Source organism: Streptomyces sp. NPDC050263 (assembly GCF_040655955.1).
In the GTDB taxonomy this organism is placed as follows: Bacteria; Actinomycetota; Actinomycetes; order Streptomycetales; family Streptomycetaceae; genus Streptomyces.
Genome location: NZ_JBFAKW010000046.1, coordinates 1 through 22,641, shown reverse-complemented (window position 1 = coordinate 22,641; position 22,641 = coordinate 1). Strand labels below are relative to the sequence as shown.

Here is a 22,641-nt window from a genome sequence, read left to right as displayed (position 1 = left end):
GGGGCGGCTGCGCCGGCCGCCGGCCCTCGACCGCGACCGCACGGCCCTCGGTCGGGCGGGCCCGCGCCGCGGACCGGCCGCGCCCGCGCTCCGGGAACCCTCGGGGGCTGCGGCCCGTTGTCCGGGCAGGCCCGCGGCGGGGCCCGTACGACGACACCAGGACGGCAGGATGAGCGAGTTGGTCCCCGGGGGCAACCTGCCCCTCCCGGGCGGCGCCCTGGCCGTCCGGGTACCCGGCCCCTTCGACGTCTGTGCGCTCGTGACCGACGACAGCGGCCGCGTCCGGGGCGACGCCGACTTCGTGTTCTACAACCAGCCGACGGCGCCGGGGGCCCGGCTCCAGGGCGACACGCTGACGCTGGAACCCGGCAGGCTGCGGGCCGGCGCCACCCGGGTCACGGTGGTCGTCAGCGCCGCCGAGCCGGGCACGCCTGTGGCCCGCCTGCCCGTTCCCACGCTCCACGTCACCGACCCGCACGGCCGCACGCTGGCCCGGTTCACACCGCCGCCCTCGCGAGCCGAGACGGTCCTGCTGCTCGCGGAGCTCTACCGGCGGGGCGACGGCTGGAAACTGCGGGCGCTCGGCCAGGGGTACGCGGACGGACTGGCGGGCCTGGCCAGGGACTTCGGGGTGGACGTCGCCGAGGACAGCACGGCGGCCACGGCAGCCGACCGAACCCCTGCCGACCCACAGCGCGATGGTCGCGCACGGGTCGCCGGCCGGCCGCAGCGGCAGCCCGCAGCCTCCGCGCCGCCCGGCCCCACCGCCGGTGGCCGGCCACCCTCCGTCCCGCACGCGCGCCCTGCCTCGCCGCCCGGCCCCGGCCCCCGTGGCGTCCGCTCCGGCATCCTGCCCGCGCGTCCCGCCTCGCCTCCCGCGCCATCCGACCCCGACGGCGTCCTCGCCCTCGTCAACCCCGCCCGTGCCGCCGCCGGTTCGCCGGCCGTCTCGCTGGACGCACGGCTCGCCGCCGCCGCCGCGGGGCACGCCGCCGCCATGGCCGCCGCCGGACGCCTGGGCATCGAGGGCCGGGACGGCGTCTCGCTCCACCAACGGGTCACGGCCGCCGGATACCGGTATCTCGCCGTGGGCGAGCACCTGGTCTCCGGTCCCCGCACGCCCGCCGGGTTCATCGACTACTGCCTGCGCACCGACCAGGCCCGCCGCACCCTGCTCGAACCGGCGTTCACCCACACCGCCCTGGCGCACGTCACCGATCATCGCGGCACCGCCTACTGGACCGCCGTGTGGGCGAGCCCGCTCACGCCGGACGGACTGGCGCGGACGGCCGCCGAGGTCGTCGATCTCACCAACCGCGAGCGGGCCCGGACCGGGCTGCGCCCGCTCGCCGTCGACCGGCTGCTCGCCACCGCCGCCCAGGCGTACAGCGCGGACATGGCAGCGCGCGCCTTCTACTCCCACACCTCGCCCGAGGGGAGCCGGCCGTGGGACCGGGCCGCGGCCGCGGGCAGCACCCGGCGGACCATCGGCGAGAACATCGCCTGCGGCCAGCGCTCCGCCGCCGAGGTGGTCGAGGGCTGGATGAACAGCCCAGGTCACCGCGCCAACATCCTCAAGCCCGCCTTCACCCACATAGGAGTCGGCTTCGCGGGCGGCGGCCCGTCGGGCACGTACTGGACCCAGCTCTTCGGCGCCTGACCCGCCCCGGCCCCGACCTGCCCCGACCTGCCCCGATACTGATGACGCAACCGGAAAGAAGGGTGACTGCCTTGATCGGCATCACGGACATCGAAGCCGCCTCCGAGCGGATCGCCGGACATGTGGTCCGTACCCCGACCGTGCCCAGCCCCGGCCTGACCGCGCTGCTCGGTGTCCCCGTGACCACGAAGCTGGAACTCCTCCAACGCACCGGTTCGTTCAAGGCGCGCGGGGTGGCGGCGAAGCTGTTGTCGTTGAGCGAGGCCGAGCGGGCCGCCGGGGTCGTGGCGGTGAGCGGCGGGAACCACGGGATCGCGCTCGCGGCCATGGCGGCGGCGCTGGAGGTGAAGGCCACGGTCGTGATGCCGCGTTCGGCGCCCGCCCGTGCCGTGGAGATCGCGGAGGCGGCCGGCGCCTCGGTGCGGCTCACCGACACCATGGACGGCGCGTTCTCGCTGGCGGATCGGTTGCGGGACGAGGGCTTCACGCTGGTGCACCCGTTCGACGATCCGGTGGTCGTCGCCGGGCAGGGCACGGTCGGCCTGGAGCTGGCCTCCGACGCCGGTGAGCTGACGGACGTGCTGGTCAGCGTCGGGGGCGGCGGGCTGATCGCCGGTGTCGCCGCGGCCCTGCACGCCCGCCGCCCGGACCTGCGGATCTGGGGTGTGGAGACCGAGGGCGCGCAGGCGATGTCGGAGGCGTTGGCGGCGGGCGGCCCGGTCCGGGTGGCGCTGTCGTCGATCGTCTCCACCCTCAGCGCGCCCAGCGTCTCGCAGTTGACGTACGACCATGTCTCCGCTCTGGTCACCGAGGTGCTGGTGGTTCCCGACCGGGAGGCCGTCCGGGGCTCCCTGGACCTCGCCGAGCACGCCAAGCTGTGGACCGAACCGGCGGCCGGCTGTCTCCTGCCCGCGGCGCGGGAGGTCGTGGCACGGGTGGGGGACGGCGCACGGCTGGGACTGGTGGTCTGCGGGGGCAACGCGACGATCGCGGACATGACAGCTTGGACGGATCAGTTCGCGATCGGTTAGGGAAATCCGTCGAGAGAGCCTCCGAGCAGGAATGAACCAGGGTCGAGAAGGTCGTTTTCGAGATCCCCAATGAGCCTCGGCAGACCCTCGGCGGATCCTCTTACCGCTGGTTACACCGCAGGGCGGGACCCCGGTCGCGAACTCCCGACAAGCCCCGGCAATTCCCTTTTCTCGTACATGCGCGCGCCGAAACGTCACGCCAAACCGGCGACTCTTTGAATGAAAGACAGAAATCACGACGGAGTTGCCGCCCAATTGAACGGACCCCCTCGCACCGGTCGTACCACTGGGAAAGGTGAGTACCAGCGGTTCAGCGAGGGATGACCATGGTCAAGACGCACGTCTCCACGCACGAGTTGGTCGCCGGGAGGTACCGGCTGCTCGACGTCGTCCACCGGGAGACGAACCGCGTCAGCTGGTACGGCGAGTACGTCGAGGACACCGGGGCGGCCCGGCCGTGCCTGGTCACCAGGATCGGGCTGCCCGTCGACCAGGGCGAGGAGAAGGCCCGCCAGGCCGCCGACCGGGTGCTGCGGGTGTCGGAGACGATGGCCGGCCTGTGCCCGGGCCGGATCGCCGCGGTCGTCGACGCCGTCCAGGAGGAAGGCTCCCTGTGGACCGTCACCGAGTGGATCGACGGTCTCCCGCTGGGCCAACTTCTCTCCCAGAAGGGCGCGTTCAGCACGGCCAAGGCCGCGTCGATCGGGCTGCAACTGCTCGATGTGCTCGAGGCCGCGCACGGTGAGGGCATCACCCACGGCGAGCTGAGCCCCGGCCAGGTCTTCCTGCGAACCGGGGGCCCGCTCGTCCTCACCGGGTTCGGACTGGCGGGCGCGACGCTCGCGCCGCGCGTGGCAGCGCCGTCGTACGCCTCGCCCGAGCAGGCCCGTGACGAGCGGATCGGTCCGGCGGCCGACATGTGGGCGCTGGGCGCGATGCTGTACGCGATGGTCGAGGGGCGGCCGCCGTACCGGGACCGGGACCGGCCCGAGAGCACGCTGAAGGGGGTGGACCGGCTGCCGCTGCGCGCCCCGCTGCGGGCCGGTTCGCTCACCCCGACCGTGCAGGGGCTGCTGCGCAAGGACTCCCGCGATCGGCTGACCCGGACGGTCGTACGCCAGTCCCTCACCCGGGTGCTGGAGGAGGATCCGCACTCCGCGACGCCCGCGCCCCGGTTACAGCGGGTCCGCGCCGCCGCCCGGTATGCCGGCCCGCAGTGGAGCGGCCGGGCCATGGCGGCCGGGACGGCGCTGGCCGTCGTCACCGTGGCGGTCGCCGCCCTCGCCGTGACCCACCAGCTGCCCGGCACCGAGGACACGGCGGCGGGCGGCGCGCAGGCCACGCCGTCCGCGCCCCCCACGGTGCCCGGTGAGGACGCCGCCGGCGGAAGAGACACCGTGACGGCGCTCCCCACACCGACCCCGACCGCGACCGCGCCGAGCAGCCCGTCCCCGAGCGCCTCCCCGTCGCCCTCCGCCTCCGCCGGCGGCCTCCCGGACGGCTACCGCGTCTACCGGGCGTCCGAGGGCTTCTCGGTCGCCCTGCCCAAGGGCTGGAAGCGGCTGGACACCACGAAAGGGGCCGACAACTCGTACCGCGTCACCTTCGGGGCGGCCGGCGATCCGCGCACCCTCGCGGTGACCTACAGCGAGAGCGCCGGATCGGACCCGGTCGCCGTCTGGCGGAACGACGTCGAGCCCGCTCTCAAAAAGGACGCCGGTTTTCAGCGGATCGGCGCGATCTCGGCGACGACGTACCAGGGATACAAGGCCGCCGACATGGAGTGGCTCGTGGACGCCGACGGCACCCAGGTGCGTACGTTCGGGCGCGGGTTCCTCCTCGGCGGGCACCGCAGCTTCTCCCTGCGCTGGACCACGCCGGTCGCGGACTGGGACGAGGACGCCAGCGAGGAGGCCCTGGACACGTTCCTGGCGACCTTCCGCCCGGGTTCAGCCACCTGACCCGGGTGAGCGACGCGGTGCGCGCACCGAGTGCAGCGGGCCGCCGTGCAGTGGCTCGGTGTCCCAGCGGGCGGTGAAGGTCCGGTCGTCGAGGGAGCAGGTCACCCGCAGTCGGTGCGGGGTCTCCAGGAACGCGACGTGCGCGGCGAGCGTGGCGCCGTCGGTCCAGCCGCCGCTGACCGCGATGGGCAGCGGCCCGTCGGTCACCTGCCAGCCGCCGGACCCCAGGGGCAGCGCCAGGTCCCGGCCCTCCTCGGCGAGGCTCAGCGTCCAGCCGTCGGCGTCCCCGGTGACGGTGACGCCGGTCAGCCCCGGCCGGTCGGCGCAGACGCCGCCGGAGGGGGTGAACCCGGCGCCCGTCCACTCCCCGTCCCGCTCCGGCGGCGCGGGCTTTCCGGGGGCCGGGGGAAGCGCGAGCCGCGTCAGGCGCTCCGCGAGGGCCGCGTCGGCGTCCTCGCGGCCGGTCAGCGGCCCGGGCCGGAACGCGGGCACCAGGTGCTCCCAGACGAGGTCGAGCATGGCCTGCATGTCCTGCGTCGCCCCGGTCGCGGCGATCACGGCATCCTGCTCGGGCAGGACCAGGCAGAACTGCCCGTAGGCCCCGTCGCCGCGGTAGCCGTGCCGGGAGCGCCAGAACTGGAAGCCGTAGCCGCGGGCCCAGTCCGGGCGGTCGGCGTCGTCCGGCGTGCCGGACGCCGTCGCTATGTGCGCGCGCGTCGCCTCTGCGACCCACTCCGGCGACAGCAGCCGCTCGCCCTCCCAGACGCCCTCGTCCAGGTACAGCTGCCCCAGCCGGGCGATCGCGTCGGTGGTGGCGTGCAGCCCGCTGAAGCCGAGCTCGTGGCCGGAGCGGCCGGTCTGCCAGGCGACCTCGCCGATGCCGAGCGGGTCGAGCAGGCGCGGCCGCAGGTACGCGGTGAGCGGCTGGCCGGTGACGCGCCGCAGGATCGCCGCGAGGGTGTAGGTGGCGGGCTGGTTGTAGGCGAACACGGTTCCCGGGTCGCGGTCCGGCGGCAGCAGCAGGAAGCCGCGGACGAGGTCGTCGGGGTCGAGGGCGTGCGCCCGCTCGTAGGTCTCGGCCTCATGGCCGCTCGCCATCGCCGCCACGTGCCGCACCAGCATCGCCCGGCTGCGCGGGTCGGTGATGTCCGCGTCGAGCTCCGGGAAGTACGAGAGCACGGGGTCGTCGAGGCCGATCAGCCCCTCGGCGAGGGCGAACCCGGCGGCCGTGGCCGTGAAACTCTTGCTGAGCGAGTACAGCAGGTGGAGCCGGTCGGGGGTGTACGGCGCCCACCAGCCGGCGGCGACGAGCCGGCCGTGGCGCAGGATCATCAGGCTGTGCGGCTCGACGTTCGCGGCGGACTCGACGGCGTCGAGGAAGGCGAGGACGCCGCGGGCGTCGACGCCTTGGGCGGACGGGGTGCTCGAAGGCAGCGGGCGCAGGCTCATGCCCGTATCCTCCCTCGCCCCCGCGCGGGCCTGTCAAAGCGCGCGGGCGGGCGCGGATAGGCTGCCGGTCTGCACTTTCGCAGTGCTGATCCCATGTCCAGCAGCCCGCAGCCCGCAGCCCGCAGCCCGCAGAGGAGCGTCATCCCGTGACCCTGGCGATCGACCTGCCCGAGACGCCCGCCGAGACCTCCGCCGAGGACTTCGTCGTCGTGCCCCTGTCCGACCTCGTGGCGCGGGACGCGCGCGAGTTCGGCGTCTACGCGCGGACCGGCGGGTGGGCCTTCGGCCTGATGGTGGCGCGCAGCGTCCGGCCCGGCGGGCAGAGCGCGGACGAGACGCCGAAGGTGTCGGCGAAGGAGTTCGCCGAACTGGCCGGCTGCTCCCCCGAGCGCGTCATGCGCTACTACAAGGCGTGGGACCGGGCCGCCGACGACGGCCTCGTCCCGCACTTCGAGGAGCTGGCGCCGGGTCAGGAGGTCGAACTGCCGGACGCCGACGTGTGGCTGACGTTCTACGTCTCCCGCTCCAGCGCGACCTCCGAGCGCGGCACCGCGATCGCGGAGGCCGCCGAGGCGGAGGGCATCCGCCCGACGAAGGCGCTGGAGGTCGCGGAGAACCCCACCGCCCTGCGCGCCGCGATCCTCGCCGACCCCTCGACCGCCCGCGCGGCCCGCGCCGCCCTGCTGGACCGCATCAAGGAGGACCCGGACCTCCAGACCGAGCTGGCCCGGGACGTCGTGCGCACCGACGACCTGAAGAAGGCCGTGGCCAGCGAGAGCCGCTCGGCCGACCGGATCGGGTATGTGCGGCAGATCGCCGAGTCCGGCCAGATCAAGACGCCCGCCGGGCAGACGGTGGACGCGCCGGTCGAGCTGCGCCAGGAGGCCGAACGCCATCTGTCCCTGCTCGACGAGCTGGACGAAGGCGAGGACGCCGGCGAGTGGGCGACCGAGGCCTACGACACGATGAAGAACCTGGTCGTCGAGACGGTGGAGGCCGATCCCGAGCTGCGCGTCCAGGAGCGGCGCACGAAGTTCTACAGCAGCCTGTCGCGGGCGACGAAGGTGTTCGAGGAGCTCACCTTCGACGACGCGCAGGAGTTCTACGAGGACGACATGGTGCAGCAGTTGGAGGAACTCCAGCAGGCGATCGGCAGCTGTATCTCCGCGCTGCGGGGTGCGCGCGGCAACGCAGCCGGGGCTGAGTAGCCGTACTCATGCCACCGCCCGGCGCACGGCCGGACGATGGGGGCTCCCAAGACGTTCATCTTTCAAGGAGCGCCCCGATGTCCGCTGTACGTCCCGCACCGCGCGGTTCGCTGCCCGTCGTGTGCGCCGGGCTGGTGGTCGTGGGCCTGGCCCTGTCGGCCTGGCACGCGTACGACCCGACCACCTGGCTCCTGGAGACGGTGTGGGCGCTGGTGGGCCTGCCGGTGATCGTGCTGACCTGGCGGCGCTTCCCGCTCACCGGTCTGCTGTGCTGTCTGCTCGCGTTCCACGCGCTGGTGCTGGCGCTGGGCGGCCACTACACGTACGCACGGGTGCCGCTCGGCGACTGGGTGCGGGACACGTTCGGCCTGGAGCGCAATCCGTACGACCGGTTCGGCCACCTCATGCAGGGGTTCGTGCCGGCGATCCTGGTGCGGGAGCTGCTCAGCCGCACGTCGCCGCTGCGCGGCAGCCGTTGGCTGGCCCCGCTGACCGTGTGCGCGTGTCTGGCGTTCAGCGCGGTGTTCGAGATGTTCGAGTGGGCGGCGGCCGTGATCGGCGGTCAGGCTGCGGACGCGTTCCTGGCCACCCAGGGCGATGTGTGGGACACGCAGTGGGACATGTTCTGCGCGCTGATCGGCGCCACGGTGTCGGTCCTGCTGCTGAGCCGGGTGCACGACCGGCAGCTCACGGCACTGCAGGCGACCCGCGCCGGCGCCGAAGCCGTCGTCATTCCGTCGTATAGCGCCACCGGGTCCACAGCGGCACTGCCAACCAGCACAGCCCGTACCACATGACCACTGCGGCGACCAACCACGGCACGTAGTCGTCGTCGGTGGCCACCCGCAGGATCAGCAGCAGTGAGGACGTCATGGTGGCGAGCAGCAACAGGAGGCCGACGAGGGTCAGCCGGGACGCCCATCGCACCGCCTGCGGTTTCACCTGGCGCCCGGAGACCAGGCGGTGCAGGGAGACGGGACCGATGAGGGCGCCGGTCGCGCAGGCGCCCAGCACGACGGTCACGATGTAGATGACCTGGTCGGAGTCGCGCAGGTCCGCGTAGCGCGGGGTGAACACGACGGTCAGCAGGAAGCCGAAGAGGATCTGCACGCCCGTCTGCGCGACCCGGATCTCCTGGATGAGCTCCCCCCACATGCGGTCGGCTCTCTCCTCCTCGGTCTCGTCACGCCCCTTGCGTTCTTCGGCTCCCGCCGTGTCCGTCACGTGGCCTCCTCCGCCCGGTGCGAGGGACCTTCGGTCCCTCTCCCCCCGGCCGAGTACCCCGTGGGCGGCGAGCGTCCCGCGATCACCGCCCCGGTAGGCCTACCAGCGTCCCTCGACCTGCTCCTTGATCCGCCGGTCGTAGAGGTCGCGGACGGCCGCGAGGGTCTCGGCGGAGAGCTCCGGGAGCCTGGCAGCGGCCGCGTTGGCCCGGGCCTGCTCGGGCGAGCGGGCGCCCGGGATCACCGTGGTCACGCCGGGCTGCTGGACGATCCAGCGCAGCGCCAGCTGGGCCGGGGTGCATCCCTCGGGGGCGAGGGCCGCGAACTCGACGGCGGCCTCGACGCCGGTGGCGTAGTCGACGCCGGAGAAGGTCTCGCCCTGGTCGAAGGACTCGCCGTGCCGGTTGTAGGTGCGGTGGTCGTTCTCCGGGAAGACGGTGTCCTTGGTGTACTTGCCGGAGAGCAGGCCGGAGGCGAGCGGGACCCTGGCGATGATGCCGACGCCCGCCTCGCGGGCCGCCGGAAGCACCTCGTACAGGGGCTTCAGCCGGAACGGGTTGAGGATGATCTGGACGCTCGCCACGCCCGGCCGGGCGATCGCGGTGAGGGCCTCGGCGCAGGTCTCGACACTGACGCCGTACCGCGCGATGCGCTCCTCCTCGACGAGCGTGTCGAGGGCGTCGAACACCTCGTCGCCGGAGTAGACGGGGGTGGGCGGGCAGTGCAGCTGGACCAGGTCGATGCGGTCGACGCCGAGGTTGCGGCGGGAGCGGTCGTTCCAGGCCCGGAAGTTGTCCAGGACGTAGTTCTCGGGGATCTGGTCGAGGCGGCGGCCCATCTTGGTGGCGACCAGCACATGCAGATCGGGCCGGCCGGCGAGGAACGTGGCGATGGTCTGCTCGCTGCGTCCGTCTCCGTAGACGTCGGCGGTGTCGAAGAAGGTCACTCCCGACTCGGCCGCCGCCTCCAGAACCGCCAGGGCCTCCTTGTCGTCGACGTCTCCCCAGTCGGCCCCCAACTGCCAGGTGCCGAGACCGACGACGGATGCGTGCTGACCAGACCTACCGAATTCGCGCTCGTCCATGGCGTCAGTCTGTCATCCGCCGCAGCGTGCCGCGGAACGGGCCGCTCCGGAGCCGCCACCTGTGAATCGTTCACCCACAAGGGTGATGCCGTTCGACAGGGCGGGCGTACATGCCAACCGACCCCCAGCGTGAGTGCGTGACTGGTAGTTCACCGAGCAACCATCAGCCGGGAGACCCCTCCTGGACCCGCTCCTGGACCCGCCGCGGCTTCCTGCGCACCACGGCCGCCGCCCTGGCCGCCGGACCCGTCCTGGTGGCCGCCGATCCGGCCGTCGCGGCGGAGCGACTGCCGGACTTCCCCCCGGAGGTGTCCCTGTCCCGTACGGGGTACCGGAACTGGGACGGCGAGATCACCGTGACCGGCCTGTGGGCCTGCGCGCCCGCAAACCCGGACCAGGTCGTCGACGTCGTCGACTGAGCCTGGCGGCACGGCTGGACGGTCCGGCCCCGGGGCGCGTCGCACGGCTGGTCGCCGCTCACCGTCCCGCAGGACACGCCGTCGGACACGCCCGTCCTGCTCGTCGACACCGCGGGCCCTGACCCGCCGGGACCGAGTGCAACGCGTCGTGGCCGAGTTCACCGCCTTCTACCGGGAGCGGCTGGCCGCGTACGCGGCTCTGGGACGCTTCCCCGTCAACGGGTCGGTGGAGATCTGGGTGACCGGTCTCGACGATCCCGCGGAGACCGAACTCGACGGCGCCCGGCCGCCGTCGCTCTCCGCGCTGCGGCCCGACCCGGACCACCCCGAGTGGGACACGGCCGTCTGGCTGGACGTCCTGACGCTGCCGGGGACTGAGCACGCCGCCGCGTTCTACCGTGAGCTGGAAGGCTTCCTGCTCACGACGTACGAGGGCGCCCTCGGCCTGACCCGGGTGGAGTGGTCGAAGGGCTGGGGGTACACCGACGAGGCCGCGGGGAGCGACGACGAGGTGCTCGGGACCGTGGTCCCGGAGTCCTTCGGCGACGCGTGGGACGAGGCGGCGGACGTACTGCGACGGCTGGACCCGCACCGGGTGTTCCGCGCGCCCCTGCACGGGCGGTTGTTCTCCTAGGACACGTCCTGGGCCGGGTCCCGGCCGTCCAGGTGTGTCTGCACCGTCGGCGCGTACCGGTCGACGATCTGTTCGACCGGCAGCGCCCGCAGTTCGCTCCCGCGGGCGATGCCGAACATCACGCCGAGGCCGAGCAGGGCGGCCACGGCGAGCTCGGCGCGGACGCCCGCCTCGGGGCCGGTGAGCCGCGCGGCGAGGCGATCGGTCACCTGGGCGCGGAAGTTGGCGCGCAGGACATCGCCGTGGTCGCCGTGCAGGGGCGCGAACGCGATGCGCAGGACCGGGTCGGCGCCGCGCTCGCGCTGACTGACCAGCACATGCCGGACCATGTGCCGGCCCAGCTCGTCCAGCGGGGCGTCCAGCAGGGCGTCGGCGTCCTCCTGGAAGGACATCACACGGGCGAACAGGGCGTCCTTGTTGCCGAAGTACTTCAGGACCAGCGGCGCGCTCACCCCGGCGCGCTCCGCGACGGCCTTGAGGGTGATGTCGGCGTGCGCCTGACGGGCGAGGAGGTACCGGGCGGCGCGCAGGATGGCCGTCTTGGTCGCCTCGGCGTCGCGCCGGGCGGGGGCCGGAGGGTTGCTCACGGCCGAGGCGTCGGGTGGAGTGCTCACGGTGCTCATGCTCCCTCCATCACCCCGCCGCTCACGGACCGGGTGGTCCGGCCCTGGCCACGCCGCGTGTCCTGCGGGCCGTCGTCCGGGCCGTCGTCCGGGCCGGCGTCGCCGGGGATGGTGAGCGCCACGGCGCACGCGGCCAGGGCCACCGCGCCCGCGACGCCGAAGGCCAGCAGATAGCCGTGCAGCGTCGGCACCGGGGCCCCACCGACCAGGCTGGTGTGGTGCACGAGAACGGCGGCCACGGCGGCGCTGGAGACGGCCTGTCCGATCGTGCGCATCAGGACGTTGACGCCGTTGGCCGAGGCGGTCTGCCCGGCCGGGACGGCCCGCAGGATCAGCGCGGGCAGCGCCGAGTAGGCGAGCGTGGTACCGGTCGCCACGACCGTCGCGCCCACCATGATCATCCACAGTTCGTGGCTGTCGACGACGCGCAGGGCGTACCCGGAGGCGATGACGGCGGCCCCCAGGGCGAGGGTGATCCGCGGACCGCGCGCCTCGGAGATACGCGCGGAGAGCGGCGAGAACAGCAGCATGGTGATGCCGCCGGGGAGCAGACACAGCCCCGTCTGGACGATGGACAGCCCGAGCCCGTACCCGCTCTCCTCCGGGGCCTGCACCAACTGGGCGGTGACCAGCGAGTTGGCGTAGAAGGCGAAGCCGGTCAGGAGCGCGGCCACGTGGGACAGGCCGACCCTGGGCCGGGAGACCAACCGCAGGTCGACCAGCGGCCGTTCGGAGCGCAGCTGCTGCCACCACCACAGGCCGAGAACCACCGCGGAACCGCCGAACAGAGCGACGATCCGGGCGCTCGTCCAGCCCCACTGGCCGCCCTGGGACACCGCGAGGAGCAGGCAGATCAGCCCGGCGGCCAGCCCGAGCGCGCCCGTCACGTCGAACCGGCCCGGCTCGCGCACCGGTGACTCCGGAACCGCCCACCGGATCAGCGCGACGCCGGTCGCGCCGAGGACGGCGGTCACCCAGAACATCACGTGCCAGTTCGCGTACTGCACGACCACGGCCGCCGCGGGCAGCCCCAGCGCCGCGCCGATCCCGACGGTGGAGCTCATCAGCGCCACGGCGGAACCCCGGCGCTCCAGCGGCAGTTCGTCGCGCAGGATGCTGATGGACAGCGGGACGACGGAGGAGGCGGCGCCCTGGAGCGCGCGGGCCGCGATCAGTACCCGGATGTCGGAGGTGAGGGCGCAGATCACCGAGCCGGCGGCCATCAGGCCGAACGACAGGAGCAGCACGCGCCGCTTGCCGTACATGTCGCCGGCCCGGCCGAGGACCGGGGTGAGGACCGCGCCGGACAGCAGCGAGGCGGTCACCATCCAGGAGACCGCGCCCGCCGAGGCGCCGGTCAGCCGGGGCAGATCGGGCAACAGGGGCACGACGACGGTCTGCATGACCGCCATGAGGATGCCGCAGTACGCCAGGACCGGGATGGTGAGCCGGGTCCGCAGACCTGTGCCTCCCCTGGTCGGGGCGGGTATCGGAGCGGGCGACGCCATGGACACTCCAGCGGCCGGTGCGACACGAAAATGGGTGAATGACAATTCACCGTAGCGGTGAATTGTCATTCACCCAAGGTTCGCTCGGCTAGTCGCGCGAGGTCAGCGCCCTTGTGTGCGCGCCGCGGGCCAGTTTCGGCCCCAGCCAGCGCTTGAACCGGCGCAGGGCTTCCAGTTGCCCGGCGGCCTTGTCGAGCCGGTAGTAGAGCTGGGGCGGGACATAAGGCAGCAGGGGCGAGTGACGCTGGCCGAGCAGGGCGAACATCCGCTCCGGGGGGAGGTGGATGTAGCGGGCGAGGTTCTCGTACCACTGGGCGCTGTAGCGGGCGGCGCTCTGCGGGGTCAGCAGGGCGGACTTGCGTTCGCGTTCGTAGCGGGCGAGGGCGTCCGGGAGGTCGGCGCACTCCCGCAGCGCCTCGGCGAGGGCGATGGCGTCCTCCAGGGCGAGGGTGGTGCCGGCGCCGATCGAGTAGTGGGTGGTGTGGGCGGCGTCGCCGAGGAGGACGAGGTTGTCGCGGTGCCAGGTGCGGTTGGTGAGCGTGCGGAAGGTCAGCCACGGGGAGCCGCCGTCGGCCGCCGTCGCGCGGCCGGTCAGAGGGTGGCCGTCGAGGATGTGCGCGAACAGTTTCTCCAGGTCGGCCAGGCCGTCGGCCTCGCTCGCCCGGTCCAGGCCGAGCCCGGCCAGGGTCTCGGGCGCGCACTCGATCACGCAGGTGCTCCGCTCGGCGCTGAAGGGGTAGCCGTAGCACCAGATCCAGCCGTGCCCGGTCTCCACGAAGGCGAAGGTGAAGGAGTCGAAGACCTTGGTGGTGCCGAGCCAGACGTAGGAGTTGCGGCCGGGGGTGAGTTCGGCCCCGAAGTCGTCGGCGTGGTGGGTGCGCAGGGCGCTGTGGACCCCGTCGCCGGCCACGACGAGGTCGGCGTCCGGCAGTCGCTCGGCGGTGATCTCGCTTTCGAACTCCAGTCGTACGCCGAGTGCGCGGGCGCGGTCGGCGAGGATCTCCAGCAGCTTGTGCCGGCCGATGCCGTGCCCCTCGTCGCCGGGCCGACGGGTCGCGAGGTCCCGTACGTGGGCGACGCCCTGGTTCCAGCGGACGGAGTTCTCCTCGATCGCCCGCGCCGACTCGGGGTCGCAGACGTGGAGTCTGTCGAGGAGCGCCCGCCAGTAGGTGACGCCCCAGCCGTAGGTCGAGCCCTCGGGGTTGCGCTCGTGGACGGTGATGTCGTGGGACGGGTCCTGCCGCTTGAGCAGGATCGAGAGGTAGAGGCCGGCGGGCCCGCCGCCGACACAGGCGACCTTCACGCGCACTCCCAGGAGTTACCAGACGTGTTCGATTGACGACGCAGGGTAGCAGGGCTCGACGCCCCTCGGCCGACGCCCCACCTGCCCGTTCGCGCCGCTTTCCGCACGTGAGCCACACCACCGAGGCCGCACCGGTACGCAAAAGACCACCGGAAGCAGCGGCCGGACGGAAAGGAATTGCCGCTTCCGCCCCGCGCGAGCCCCGCCCGCGGCAAGATCATCTTCGTTCAAGATTGCACGACATGTAATCGAATGTCCGGATCGCAGCCAACCGGTCACGGGCGATTTCTCCCCTTCTCCTCCCGGTCGACAGGCATGCGGGGTCGTCAACCGAACGCACCCCAGGAGGTCCCGCATGCCGGAACTCAGCCGTCGTCGCGCACTCACCGCGGCAGCCGTCCTCGCCGCAGGCTCCCCACCGGCCGCCGCCCAGGCAGCCGACCGCCACCCGGGCCCATCCCCTTCCCCCGACTCCTTCGACGAGGTCTACCAGGGACGCCGGATACAGGGCCGGCCCACCGCGGGAGGCGGTCATCACCACGGCGGCGGCTACGCCGTGCACATCGACGGGGTCGAGCTGCATGTGATGCGGAACGCCGACGGCACCTGGATCAGCGTGGTCAGTCACTACGACCCGGCGCCCACTCCACGCGCCGCCGCCCGGGCCGCCGTGGACGAGCTCCAGGGCGCCCGGCTCGTCCCGTTCCCCGCCAACTGACAAGCCGACGTCCTACTTCAGCGCACCTTTGGAGCACCGCACATGACCGTCCGCAAGAACCAGGCGTCCCTGACCGCCGACGAGAAGCGGCGGTTCGTCGCCGCCGTCCTCGAACTCAAGCGCACCGGCCGCTACGACGCCTTCGTCACCACGCACAACGCGTTCATCCTCGGCGACACCGACAACGGCGAGCGCACCGGCCACCGTTCGCCGTCCTTCCTGCCGTGGCACCGCAGATTCCTGCTGGAGTTCGAGCGGGCGCTCCAGTCGGTGGGCGCGTCGGTGGCGCTGCCGTACTGGGACTGGTCCGCCGACCGTTCGACGCGTTCGACGTTGTGGGCGCCGGACTTCCTCGGCGGCAGCGGGCGCAGCCGGGACGGCCGGGTGATGGACGGGCCGTTCGCCGCGGCAGCGGGAGACTGGCCCGTCGACGTCCGGGTGGACGGCCGCACTTACCTGCGGCGCTCGCTCGGGGCGAGCATCCGCGAGCTGCCCTCCCGCGCCGAGGTCGAGTCGGTGCTGGCGATGCCGACGTACGACACGGCCCCCTGGAACAGCGCCTCCGACGGCTTCCGCAACCACCTGGAGGGCTGGCGCGGGGTCAATCTGCACAACCGGGTCCATGTGTGGGTCGGCGGGCAGATGGCGTCCGGGGTCTCCCCCAACGACCCGGTGTTCTGGCTGCACCACGCCTACGTGGACAAGCTGTGGGCCCGGTGGCAGCGCCGGCACCCCGGTTCCGCGTACCTCCCGGGCGGCGGGACGCCGGACGTCGTCGACCTCCACGAGACGATGAAGCCCTGGAACGACACCACGCCGGCGGACCTTCTCGATCACACCGCCCACTACACGTTCGACGCCGACTGATCGTCGCCCCGGCGGTCAGCTCGCGTCGGCGTCCGCCGTACGGCACTCCGGGTGCCCCCAGCCCTGCGCGTTCTTGGCGATGTCCTCACCGGCCGCGTACGGGCGGCCGCACACACAGCGGCCGGGGAACTTGGCCTTGATCGTGCGGGACGACGAACCACCGCCGCGCCGGGGCGACTTGGCCCCGGCGGAGCGGGCGGACTTCGCCCCGGACTTCGCCTTCGGGGTGTCCGGCGAGGCCGGCGGCTCCGGGGAGCCCTGGTCGCTGCCGGCCGGCTGCTGCACGATCGCCGCCTGGCTGGCGGCGCGGTCGGCGAAGTCGTTCAGCGGGTCGCCGTCGACCTGGTGGGCGGGCACGTAGCGGAAGTCGACCGAGCGGCCGACCAGCAGCTCGTCGATGCGGACGACCAGCTCCTGGTTGGCCACCGGCTTCCCGCCGCTGGTCTTCCAGCCGTTGCGCTTCCAGCCGGGCAGCCAGGTGGTGACGGCCTTCATGGCGTACTGCGAGTCCATCCGGACCTCGAGCGGCACGGCCGGGTCGGTCGCCGCCAACAGGCGTTCCAGGGCGGTGAGTTCGGCGACGTTGTTGGTGGCCTTGCCGAGCGGGCCCGCCTCCCAGCGGGCCGGCGCCTCCGTGTCGTCCGCGACCACCCACGCCCAGGCCGCCGGCCCGGGGTTTCCCTTCGAAGCCCCGTCGCACGCGGCCACCACTCGTTCACGCATGCGCACGATCATGCCATGGCCGCGCGTGCGCCCCGCTCAGACGGGCGTGGTCCTGGGGACCTCGCCCTCGGTGGTCGTGAGGTCGATCACCGAGAAGTTCGCGCCCTGCGGGTCGGTGAGGGCCGCGAACCGGCCGAACGGGCTGCTCATCGGCCCGAAGCGCAGGACCGCGCCGAGCTTGGTCGCCTTGGCGACGGCGTCGTCGCAGTCGGCGACGACGAAGTACAGGTTGACGTAGGACGGCACCTCGGGCGGGAACTCCTCCGTCATCTTCATCCGGCCCAGCACGGTCTCGTCGCCGACGTTGAACATGCGGAAGTCGATCGCGTCGTCCTCCATCTGCTGCGCGGTGTACGGGAACACGGCCGTGAGGAACCGGTCCGCCTTCTCGGGCTCGCGGGTGAAGACCTCCGCCCAGCCGTAGGCGCCGGGCACGGACTGCGCCTCGAAGCCCTCATGGACGCCCGCCTGCCACACGCCGAACACCGCGCCGCTGGGCTCGCGCCCCAGGCACATCGTGCCGAAGTCGCCGACCTGCATCGGCTCCATCAGCACCTCCCCGCCGTTGGCACGGATCTTGCCGGCGGTCGCGGCGGCGTCCGGCGAGGCGAAGTACAGGCACCACTGCGACTGGCCCTCCTGGCCGGGCATGGGCGGGACGACGGCGGCGACGGCCTTGCCGTCGGCGTAGGCCTGTGTGTAGTTCCCGTACTCCGACGACGCCTCGCCGAAGGTCCAGCCGAGGACGTCGCCGTAGAAGCTCTTGGCGCCCTCCAGGTCGCTGAACATCGCGTCGGCCCAGCAAGGGGTTCCCTCTGGTCGCACTGCCATGACGACGGCCCTCCCGATGAGATGAGTTGTCCGGTTTCTCACGCTAGTCACCCGGCCGTCGACTCGCGCGCCGAATCCGGAGCCAACCCTCGGCAACCCCCGAGCGCCCCGGCGCGCGGGAGCGCGCGAAGGCGGCGGCCGATCCCCACGAACCGCCGCCCGCCTCAGGCGACCGGTTTACACCTCTGCGTCACGAAAGTCGCCCCCTTCACGCCGTACCCCACCCGTCACTCACGGTGTTTGGCTGGTCCCCGCGGATCATCGACCCGATCTTCGGGGACGGTCGGTCCGCTCATCTCCGCGCACCTTCCTGGAGGGAATGTGTCCACACCGGACAGCGCCACCGGTCCCGCCCTCGACGAACCCGCCCCGCAGCCGTCCGCCGACGGGCAGCTCACCAGCCTCAGCACCCGGGCCGCCCGCCAGCTCGCCACGACCCACAAGTCCGAACCCCAGATGCAGGCGATCAGCTCGCGCTGGCTGCTGCGGATGCTGCCCTGGGTGGACGTCAAGGGCGGCACGTACCGCGTCAACCGGCGCCTACAGCTCAAGGTCGGCCGGGGGCGGGTGCAGTTCGAGCACAACGGCGCGAACGACGTGCGGGCCATCCCGGAGACCCTGACCGAGCTGCCCGTGCTGCGCGGCTACTCCGACAACGGGACCCTCGCGGAGCTCTCCTCGCGCTTCCAGGTGCGCGAGGTGCGGGCCGGGCAGGTCGTCTTCGAGGCCGGGCAACCGGTCACGGAGACGTACCTCGTCGTGCACGGCCGCTTCACCCGCTTCACCGCCGGAAAGTACGGCGAGGAGGAGATCGTCGGGGTCGTCTCCGGCGGCGACCAGCTCGGCGACGAGGCCGTCGGGCAGGACGACCCGCTGTGGCTGAGCTCGGTGCGCGCGGACACCGCGGGCGTGCTGCTGGCCCTGCCGTGGGAGGTGCTGATGGAGTTCGTGGGCCGCGTGCCGTCGCTCGCCGCCCATCTGACGGCCTACGCCGCCCGGCAGCGGCTGCCGATGAACCGCAAGGGCGAGGCCGACCTGCCGATCCGGGCCGGTCATGTCGGCGAGCCGACGCTGGGCGCGGGCTTCGTCGACTACGAACTCTCCCCGCGCGAATACGAGCTGTCGCTGACCCAGACCGTGCTGAAGGTCCACACCCGGGTCGCCGACCTCTACAACGACCCGATGAACCAGACCGAGCAGCAACTCCGCCTCACCGTCGAGGAGATCCGCGAGCGGCAGGAGTGGGAGCTGGTCAACAACAGGGAGTTCGGGCTGCTGCACAACGTCGACTACGCGCAGCGCGCCAGCACGTTCACCGGCCCGCCGACCCCGGACGACATGGACGAGCTGCTGTCGATGCGGCGCAAGACCAAGCTGTTCCTGGCCCATCCCAAGGCGATCGCGGCCTTCTTCCGGCAGTGCAACCGGCGCGGTCTGATGCCGGGCACGGCCACCGTCGAGGGGCATGAGATCCCGGCCTGGCGCGGGGTGCCGATCTTCCCGTGCAACAAGATCCCGATCAGCCCCCAGCACACCAGCAGCATCCTCGCGCTGCGCACCGGCGAGGCCGACCAGGGGGTCGTCGGCCTGTACCAGACGGGCATCCCGGAGGAGTTCCAGCCCGGCCTGAACGTACGGTTCATGGGGGTCGACGCCAACTCGATCATCCGCTACCTCGTGACCGCCTACTACTCGATGGCCGTCCTGGTGCCGGACGCCGCCGGGGTCCTGGAGAACGTCCAGGTCGGCAGGACCGCCGAGTGAAGCCGGGAAGTTCGCGATGAGCACCGGGTTCACGATGCCCGGCCCGCCCGACCTCGCGAGCGGGGTGCGGGCCCGGCGCGGCGGGGCGGTCCCGGGCCTCAGACACCGGCAGGTCGCGCCGGCCGACCCGGAGAAGGCGGCGGAGGTCGATCGTCGGCTGGAGGAGTGGGCGCGCGGTCTCGATCTGTTCCCGCCGGCCTGGGACGGGGACTTCGCGGGGTTCCAGGTCGGCCGTGCCGTGGTGCTCCAGCATCCGGCCGCGCTCGACCTGGACCGGCTGACGGCGGCCGGCAAGCTGCTGCTGGCGGAGAACGTGGTCGACAGCTGCTACTGCGAGGAGGACGAAGGCCGGGGCGCCTCCCGCAGCGGCCTGGCCGGACGACTGGTCCTCGCCCAGTCGGCGCTCGACCCCTACCACGGCCCGCCCGGCTTCCAGGAGCAGTGGGAGCAGGGCATGCAGGCCGACGGTCCGCTGCGCTCCTACTACTGGGGGCTCAGGGACTTCGCGGCCGTCGCCACGCCCAGCCAGACGGACCGGTTCGTGCACGACATGTCCCGGCTGCACCTCGGCTACCTCGCCGAGGCGGCCTGGGGCGAGACCGGGTACAAGCCGCGGACCTGGGAGTACCTGGTGATGCGGCAGTTCAACAACTTCCGGCCCTGTCTGTCGATCGTCGACGCGGTCGACGGCTACGAACTGCCCGAGCAGCTCTACGCCCGTCCGGAGGTCCAGCGGGTCACGGCGCTCGCCTGCAACGCCACCACGATCGTCAACGACCTGTACTCCTTCACGAAGGAGCTGGCCTCCGACCCCACGCATCTCAATCTGCCGCAGGTCGTCGCCGCCAACGACCGGTGCGGTCTGCGGACCGCCTATCTGCGGTCGGTCGAGATCCACAACCAGATCATGGAGACGTTCGAGGAGGAGTCGGCCGTGCTCGCCGCCACCTCGCCGCTCGTCGCGCGCTATCTCCAGGGGCTGTCGGACTGGGTGGCCGGCAACCACGAGTGGCACTCCACCAACACCCACCGCTACCACCTGCCCGACTACTGGTGACCGGCAACCGGTGACCAGCGCTTCTCCACCATTTCCGGCAGACCGTCGTTTCCGGCAGACCGTCGTTTCCGACAGACCGTCGTTTCCGACAGACCGCCTTTGCTGACAGACCGTCATATCCAGCAGCTCAAGGAGCCACCGTTGACCACAGCCCACGACGCCGGCACCAAGACCGTCCCGGTGCCCACCCAGTCCACGTACCAGAACCGCGTCGCGGACTACTGGAACGCCGAGGAGAACCCGGTCAACCTCGAACTCGGCAGGATCGACGACCTCTACCACCACCACTACGGCATCGGCGACGCCGACTGGTCGGTGCTCGACGAACCCGACGCCGATCTGCGCCGCGAGGCCGTCACCGCCGAGCTGCACCGGCTGGAGCACGCCCAGGCCGAACTGCTGGCCGGCCACCTGGGCCGGCTCACCCCCGCCGACCGCGTCTTCGACGCCGGCTGCGGACGCGGCGGCGGCAGCATCGTCGCGAACCAGCGCCACGGCTGCCACACGGACGGCGTCACCATCTCCGCCAAACAGGCCGAGTTCGCAGGCGAGCAGGCCCGTAAGCGGGGCGTCGACGACAAGGTGCGGTACCACCACCGCAACATGCTCGACACCGGCCTCAAGTCCGGTGCGTACGCGGCCTCCTGGAACAACGAGTCGTCCATGTACGTCGAGCTGGACCTGCTGTTCGCCGAGCACTCCCGGCTGTTGCGCCGCGGCGGCCGGTACGTCGTCGTCACCGGCTGCTACAACGACACCTACGGGCAGGCCTCGCGTGAGGTGTCGCTCATCAACGCCCACTACATCTGCGACATCCATCCGCGCTCGGCGTACTTCCGGGCGATGGCCGCGAACCGGCTGGTGCCGGTCCATGTGGAGGACCTGACGGAGGCGGCCCTGCCCTACTGGGAGCTGCGCAGCCAGGCCGACCATCTGGTCACCGGCATCGAGCAGACGTTCCTGACCGCCTACAAGAACGGCAGCTTCCAGTACCTGCTGATCGCGGCGGACCGCGTCTGAAATCCGTTGGACAGCGCGGAGGTCGGCCTCGTGCAATGGGACGCATGTGTGCTGCGAAGACACGCAAGATGCGTCCGGACGAGGTCGACCTCGACGCCCCGCTGGTGAGCCGCCTCGTCGCCGCCCAGTTCCCGCAGTGGGCCGGACTGCCCGTGCGGCGGCTGGCGTCCGCCGGGACCGAGAACGCGATGTTCCGTCTCGGCGCCGACATGGTGGTACGGCTGCCCCGCCATCCCGGGGCCGTGGACGGCGTGGCCCACGAGCAGCACTGGCTGGCCCGGCTCGGCCCGATGCTGTCGGTCGCGGGGCCGGTCCCGCTGGCGTCCGGCGCGGCCGGCGAGGGCTTCCCGTGGCCCTGGTCGGTCTACCGGTGGCTGGACGGCCGCAACCCGGTCGCGGGCGCCCTCGCCAAGCCGGAGCGACTGGCCGCGGACCTGGGGGCGTTCGTGGCCGCCCTGCGCGGGATCGACGCGCAGGACGGCCCGCCCAACCCCCGGGGCGTGCCGCTGGCCGAGCGGGACGCCCCCACGCGCGACGCCCTCGCCCAGCTGCGGGGGCGGATCGACACCGCCGCGGGCACCGCCCTCTGGGAGAGGGCACTGCGGGTGCCGGGGCGCTCGGAGCCGCCCGCCTGGGCACATGGGGACCTCTCGCCCGGCAATGTGCTGGTCGAGGACGGACGGCTCGCCGCGGTGATCGACTTCGGCTGTGTGGGGGTGGGCGACCCGGCCGTCGACCTGATCGTCGCCTGGAACCTGCTGCCCGCGTCGGCCCGCGGCGTCTTCCGCGAGGCGGTGGGCGCGGACGACGCCGAGTGGGCGCGCGGCCGGGGCTGGGCACTGTCGATCTCCCTGATCCAGCTGCCGTTCTACTGGGACACCAATCCCACGCTGGCGGAGAACTCCCGGCATGTGATCAAGGAGATTCTGGCCGAGGCCCAGGACCTGTCCTACTCGCCCTCGTAGGCCTTCTTGAGGGCGGCGATGTCGAGCTTGCCCATGGCGTACATGGCCTGGGTGGTGCGGACTGCCTTCTCGGCGTCGGCGTCGGTGACCATGTCGATCAGGCCCTCGGGGACGACCTGCCAGGACAGCCCGTACTTGTCCTTGAGCCAGCCGCAGGGACCGGGCTCGCCGCCGTTCTCGGTGAGCCTGGTCCAGTAGTAGTCGATCTCCTCCTGGTCCGCGCAGAGGATCTGGAAGGAGATCGCCTCGCTGAACGTGAAGTGCGGGCCGCCGTTGATGCCGACGAACCGCTGCCCGTTGGCCGTGAACTCCACGGCCAGCACGGAGCCTGCAACGCCGGGTCCGGCCTCGTTGTAGCGGCTGATCCTGCCGACGCTGGAGTTCTTGAAGATCGAGACGTAGTGGTGGGCGGCTTCCTCGGCCTGGCCGTCGAACCAGAGAGACGCGGTGAATCCGTCGGTGGTCATGAGTACCTCCTGGGCGTGGAACGCGGTCATCAGTGTCGACCGCTCCCGCCCCCGGAACTCATCGCTCGCCCGAGGAAAAAGAAGGACCGGGGCACACCCTCTGCCCGTGGCGAATCTGCCACGGGC

20 protein-coding genes and 1 pseudogene are annotated in these 22,641 nt (G+C 72.3%); 12 read left to right on the top strand and 9 right to left on the bottom strand.

From position 1 onward, the window contains the following. Window positions 1–169: 169 nt before the first annotated feature. The 3 genes from AB0J04_RS21535 (at window position 170) to AB0J04_RS21525 (ending at window position 4,652) form a co-directional block, all read left to right on the top strand. Window positions 170–1,660 carry a CAP domain-containing protein gene (locus tag AB0J04_RS21535; protein ID WP_363170137.1) on the top strand — a complete coding sequence of 497 codons (1,491 nt, stop codon included), beginning with the start codon at window positions 170–172 and terminating at the stop codon, window positions 1,658–1,660. A 71-nt stretch (window positions 1,661–1,731) separates the two neighbouring features. Next, the gene (locus AB0J04_RS21530) at window positions 1,732–2,691 is read left to right on the top strand and encodes a threonine/serine dehydratase (protein WP_363170135.1); all 960 of its coding nucleotides are present in this window, start codon (window positions 1,732–1,734) and stop codon (window positions 2,689–2,691) included. 320 nt (window positions 2,692–3,011) lie between these two features. Further along, a complete protein-coding gene (locus AB0J04_RS21525) occupies window positions 3,012–4,652 on the top strand; it encodes a serine/threonine-protein kinase (RefSeq protein WP_363170133.1) in 1,641 nt (546 codons plus the stop codon). Here the strand turns inward: AB0J04_RS21525 and AB0J04_RS21520 are convergent. Next, complete coding sequence (locus AB0J04_RS21520) at window positions 4,641–6,101, bottom strand: serine hydrolase domain-containing protein (RefSeq protein WP_363170132.1); 1,461 nt, start codon at window positions 6,099–6,101, stop codon at window positions 4,641–4,643. The two genes, AB0J04_RS21525 and AB0J04_RS21520, sit on opposite strands and share 12 nt — an antisense overlap. Window positions 6,102–6,253: 152 nt before the next feature. On the opposite strand from AB0J04_RS21520, the gene AB0J04_RS21515 reads away from it, so the two are divergent. Then, a complete protein-coding gene (locus AB0J04_RS21515) occupies window positions 6,254–7,309 on the top strand; it encodes a hypothetical protein (RefSeq protein WP_363170179.1) in 1,056 nt (351 codons plus the stop codon). Window positions 7,310–7,386: 77 nt separating this feature from the next. Continuing rightward, complete coding sequence (locus tag AB0J04_RS21510; RefSeq protein ID WP_363170131.1) at window positions 7,387–8,106, top strand: DUF2238 domain-containing protein; 720 nt, start codon at window positions 7,387–7,389, stop codon at window positions 8,104–8,106. On the opposite strand, the gene AB0J04_RS21505 is transcribed toward AB0J04_RS21510, so the two are convergent. Then, window positions 8,039–8,464: a DUF6328 family protein gene (locus AB0J04_RS21505; RefSeq protein WP_363170178.1), complete on the bottom strand. Its 426-nt coding sequence runs from the start codon at window positions 8,462–8,464 to the stop codon at window positions 8,039–8,041. The two genes, AB0J04_RS21510 and AB0J04_RS21505, sit on opposite strands and share 68 nt — an antisense overlap. Before the next feature lie 168 nt (window positions 8,465–8,632). Further along, window positions 8,633–9,616: an aldo/keto reductase gene (locus tag AB0J04_RS21500; protein WP_363170130.1), complete on the bottom strand. Its 984-nt coding sequence runs from the start codon at window positions 9,614–9,616 to the stop codon at window positions 8,633–8,635. A 110-nt stretch (window positions 9,617–9,726) separates the two neighbouring features. Here AB0J04_RS21500 and AB0J04_RS21495 point away from each other — a divergent pair. Next, window positions 9,727–10,669: pseudogene (locus tag AB0J04_RS21495) on the top strand (cholesterol oxidase substrate-binding domain-containing protein). Here the strand turns inward: AB0J04_RS21495 and AB0J04_RS21490 are convergent. From AB0J04_RS21490 to AB0J04_RS21480, 3 genes are all read right to left on the bottom strand, one after another. Beyond that, complete coding sequence (locus AB0J04_RS21490; protein ID WP_363170129.1) at window positions 10,666–11,292, bottom strand: TetR family transcriptional regulator; 627 nt, start codon at window positions 11,290–11,292, stop codon at window positions 10,666–10,668. The pseudogene AB0J04_RS21495 and the gene AB0J04_RS21490 overlap by 4 nt on opposite strands. Then, a complete protein-coding gene (locus tag AB0J04_RS21485) occupies window positions 11,289–12,800 on the bottom strand; it encodes an MFS transporter (protein WP_363170128.1) in 1,512 nt (503 codons plus the stop codon). Before AB0J04_RS21485 ends, AB0J04_RS21490 begins: the two co-directional genes overlap by 4 nt. Before the next feature lie 88 nt (window positions 12,801–12,888). Further along, window positions 12,889–14,109 carry an FAD-dependent monooxygenase gene (locus tag AB0J04_RS21480; RefSeq protein ID WP_363170127.1) on the bottom strand — a complete coding sequence of 407 codons (1,221 nt, stop codon included), beginning with the start codon at window positions 14,107–14,109 and terminating at the stop codon, window positions 12,889–12,891. A gap of 349 nt (window positions 14,110–14,458) precedes the next feature. Here AB0J04_RS21480 and AB0J04_RS21475 point away from each other — a divergent pair, with 349 nt between their 5' ends. Beyond that, window positions 14,459–14,821: a tyrosinase cofactor gene (locus AB0J04_RS21475; protein WP_363170126.1), complete on the top strand. Its 363-nt coding sequence runs from the start codon at window positions 14,459–14,461 to the stop codon at window positions 14,819–14,821. A gap of 42 nt (window positions 14,822–14,863) precedes the next feature. Beyond that, window positions 14,864–15,688: a tyrosinase family protein gene (locus AB0J04_RS21470; protein ID WP_363170125.1), complete on the top strand. Its 825-nt coding sequence runs from the start codon at window positions 14,864–14,866 to the stop codon at window positions 15,686–15,688. Between the two features lie 15 nt (window positions 15,689–15,703). On the opposite strand, the gene AB0J04_RS21465 is transcribed toward AB0J04_RS21470, so the two are convergent. Both AB0J04_RS21465 and AB0J04_RS21460 read right to left on the bottom strand, forming a co-directional pair. Beyond that, window positions 15,704–16,423 carry a ribonuclease H gene (locus AB0J04_RS21465; protein WP_363170124.1) on the bottom strand — a complete coding sequence of 240 codons (720 nt, stop codon included), beginning with the start codon at window positions 16,421–16,423 and terminating at the stop codon, window positions 15,704–15,706. 24 nt (window positions 16,424–16,447) lie between these two features. Then, window positions 16,448–17,242 carry a VOC family protein gene (locus AB0J04_RS21460; RefSeq protein WP_363170123.1) on the bottom strand — a complete coding sequence of 265 codons (795 nt, stop codon included), beginning with the start codon at window positions 17,240–17,242 and terminating at the stop codon, window positions 16,448–16,450. A gap of 321 nt (window positions 17,243–17,563) precedes the next feature. On the opposite strand from AB0J04_RS21460, the gene AB0J04_RS21455 reads away from it, so the two are divergent. The 4 genes from AB0J04_RS21455 to AB0J04_RS21440 all read left to right on the top strand — a co-directional run bounded on the left by AB0J04_RS21455 (window position 17,564) and on the right by AB0J04_RS21440 (window position 22,048). Then, window positions 17,564–19,006 (top strand): family 2B encapsulin nanocompartment shell protein, encoded by a 1,443-nt coding sequence (locus AB0J04_RS21455; protein WP_363170122.1) that lies wholly within the window; start codon window positions 17,564–17,566, stop codon window positions 19,004–19,006. 16 nt (window positions 19,007–19,022) lie between these two features. After that, on the top strand, window positions 19,023–20,063 hold the full coding sequence (locus AB0J04_RS21450; RefSeq protein WP_363170121.1) for a family 2 encapsulin nanocompartment cargo protein terpene cyclase: 1,041 nt from the start codon (window positions 19,023–19,025) through the stop codon (window positions 20,061–20,063). A 141-nt stretch (window positions 20,064–20,204) separates the two neighbouring features. Beyond that, window positions 20,205–21,083 (top strand): geranyl diphosphate 2-C-methyltransferase, encoded by an 879-nt coding sequence (locus tag AB0J04_RS21445; protein ID WP_363170119.1) that lies wholly within the window; start codon window positions 20,205–20,207, stop codon window positions 21,081–21,083. A gap of 44 nt (window positions 21,084–21,127) precedes the next feature. Next, a complete protein-coding gene (locus tag AB0J04_RS21440; protein WP_363170118.1) occupies window positions 21,128–22,048 on the top strand; it encodes an aminoglycoside phosphotransferase family protein in 921 nt (306 codons plus the stop codon). Here AB0J04_RS21440 and AB0J04_RS21435 read toward each other — a convergent pair. Beyond that, a complete protein-coding gene (locus tag AB0J04_RS21435) occupies window positions 22,033–22,515 on the bottom strand; it encodes a VOC family protein (protein WP_363170117.1) in 483 nt (160 codons plus the stop codon). The genes AB0J04_RS21440 and AB0J04_RS21435 overlap by 16 nt on opposite strands. Window positions 22,516–22,641: the final 126 nt, after the last annotated feature.

Excerpts from the sequence above, each read along its gene's own strand:
- AB0J04_RS21535 (WP_363170137.1), top strand. The coding sequence starts at position 170 with ATGAGCGAGTTGGTCCCCGGGGGCAACCTGCCCCTCCCGGGCGGCGCC.
- AB0J04_RS21525 (WP_363170133.1), top strand. The coding sequence starts at position 3,012 with ATGACCATGGTCAAGACGCACGTCTCCACGCACGAGTTGGTCGCCGGG.
- AB0J04_RS21520 (WP_363170132.1), bottom strand. The coding sequence starts at position 6,101 with ATGAGCCTGCGCCCGCTGCCTTCGAGCACCCCGTCCGCCCAAGGCGTC.
- AB0J04_RS21510 (WP_363170131.1), top strand. The coding sequence starts at position 7,387 with ATGTCCGCTGTACGTCCCGCACCGCGCGGTTCGCTGCCCGTCGTGTGC.
- AB0J04_RS21505 (WP_363170178.1), bottom strand. The coding sequence starts at position 8,464 with ATGTGGGGGGAGCTCATCCAGGAGATCCGGGTCGCGCAGACGGGCGTG.
- AB0J04_RS21500 (WP_363170130.1), bottom strand. The coding sequence starts at position 9,616 with ATGGACGAGCGCGAATTCGGTAGGTCTGGTCAGCACGCATCCGTCGTC.
- AB0J04_RS21490 (WP_363170129.1), bottom strand. The coding sequence starts at position 11,292 with ATGAGCACCGTGAGCACTCCACCCGACGCCTCGGCCGTGAGCAACCCT.
- AB0J04_RS21485 (WP_363170128.1), bottom strand. The coding sequence starts at position 12,800 with ATGGCGTCGCCCGCTCCGATACCCGCCCCGACCAGGGGAGGCACAGGT.
- AB0J04_RS21475 (WP_363170126.1), top strand. The coding sequence starts at position 14,459 with ATGCCGGAACTCAGCCGTCGTCGCGCACTCACCGCGGCAGCCGTCCTC.
- AB0J04_RS21470 (WP_363170125.1), top strand. The coding sequence starts at position 14,864 with ATGACCGTCCGCAAGAACCAGGCGTCCCTGACCGCCGACGAGAAGCGG.
- AB0J04_RS21465 (WP_363170124.1), bottom strand. The coding sequence starts at position 16,423 with ATGATCGTGCGCATGCGTGAACGAGTGGTGGCCGCGTGCGACGGGGCT.
- AB0J04_RS21460 (WP_363170123.1), bottom strand. The coding sequence starts at position 17,242 with ATGGCAGTGCGACCAGAGGGAACCCCTTGCTGGGCCGACGCGATGTTC.
- AB0J04_RS21450 (WP_363170121.1), top strand. The coding sequence starts at position 19,023 with ATGAGCACCGGGTTCACGATGCCCGGCCCGCCCGACCTCGCGAGCGGG.
- AB0J04_RS21440 (WP_363170118.1), top strand. The coding sequence starts at position 21,128 with ATGTGTGCTGCGAAGACACGCAAGATGCGTCCGGACGAGGTCGACCTC.
- AB0J04_RS21435 (WP_363170117.1), bottom strand. The coding sequence starts at position 22,515 with ATGACCACCGACGGATTCACCGCGTCTCTCTGGTTCGACGGCCAGGCC.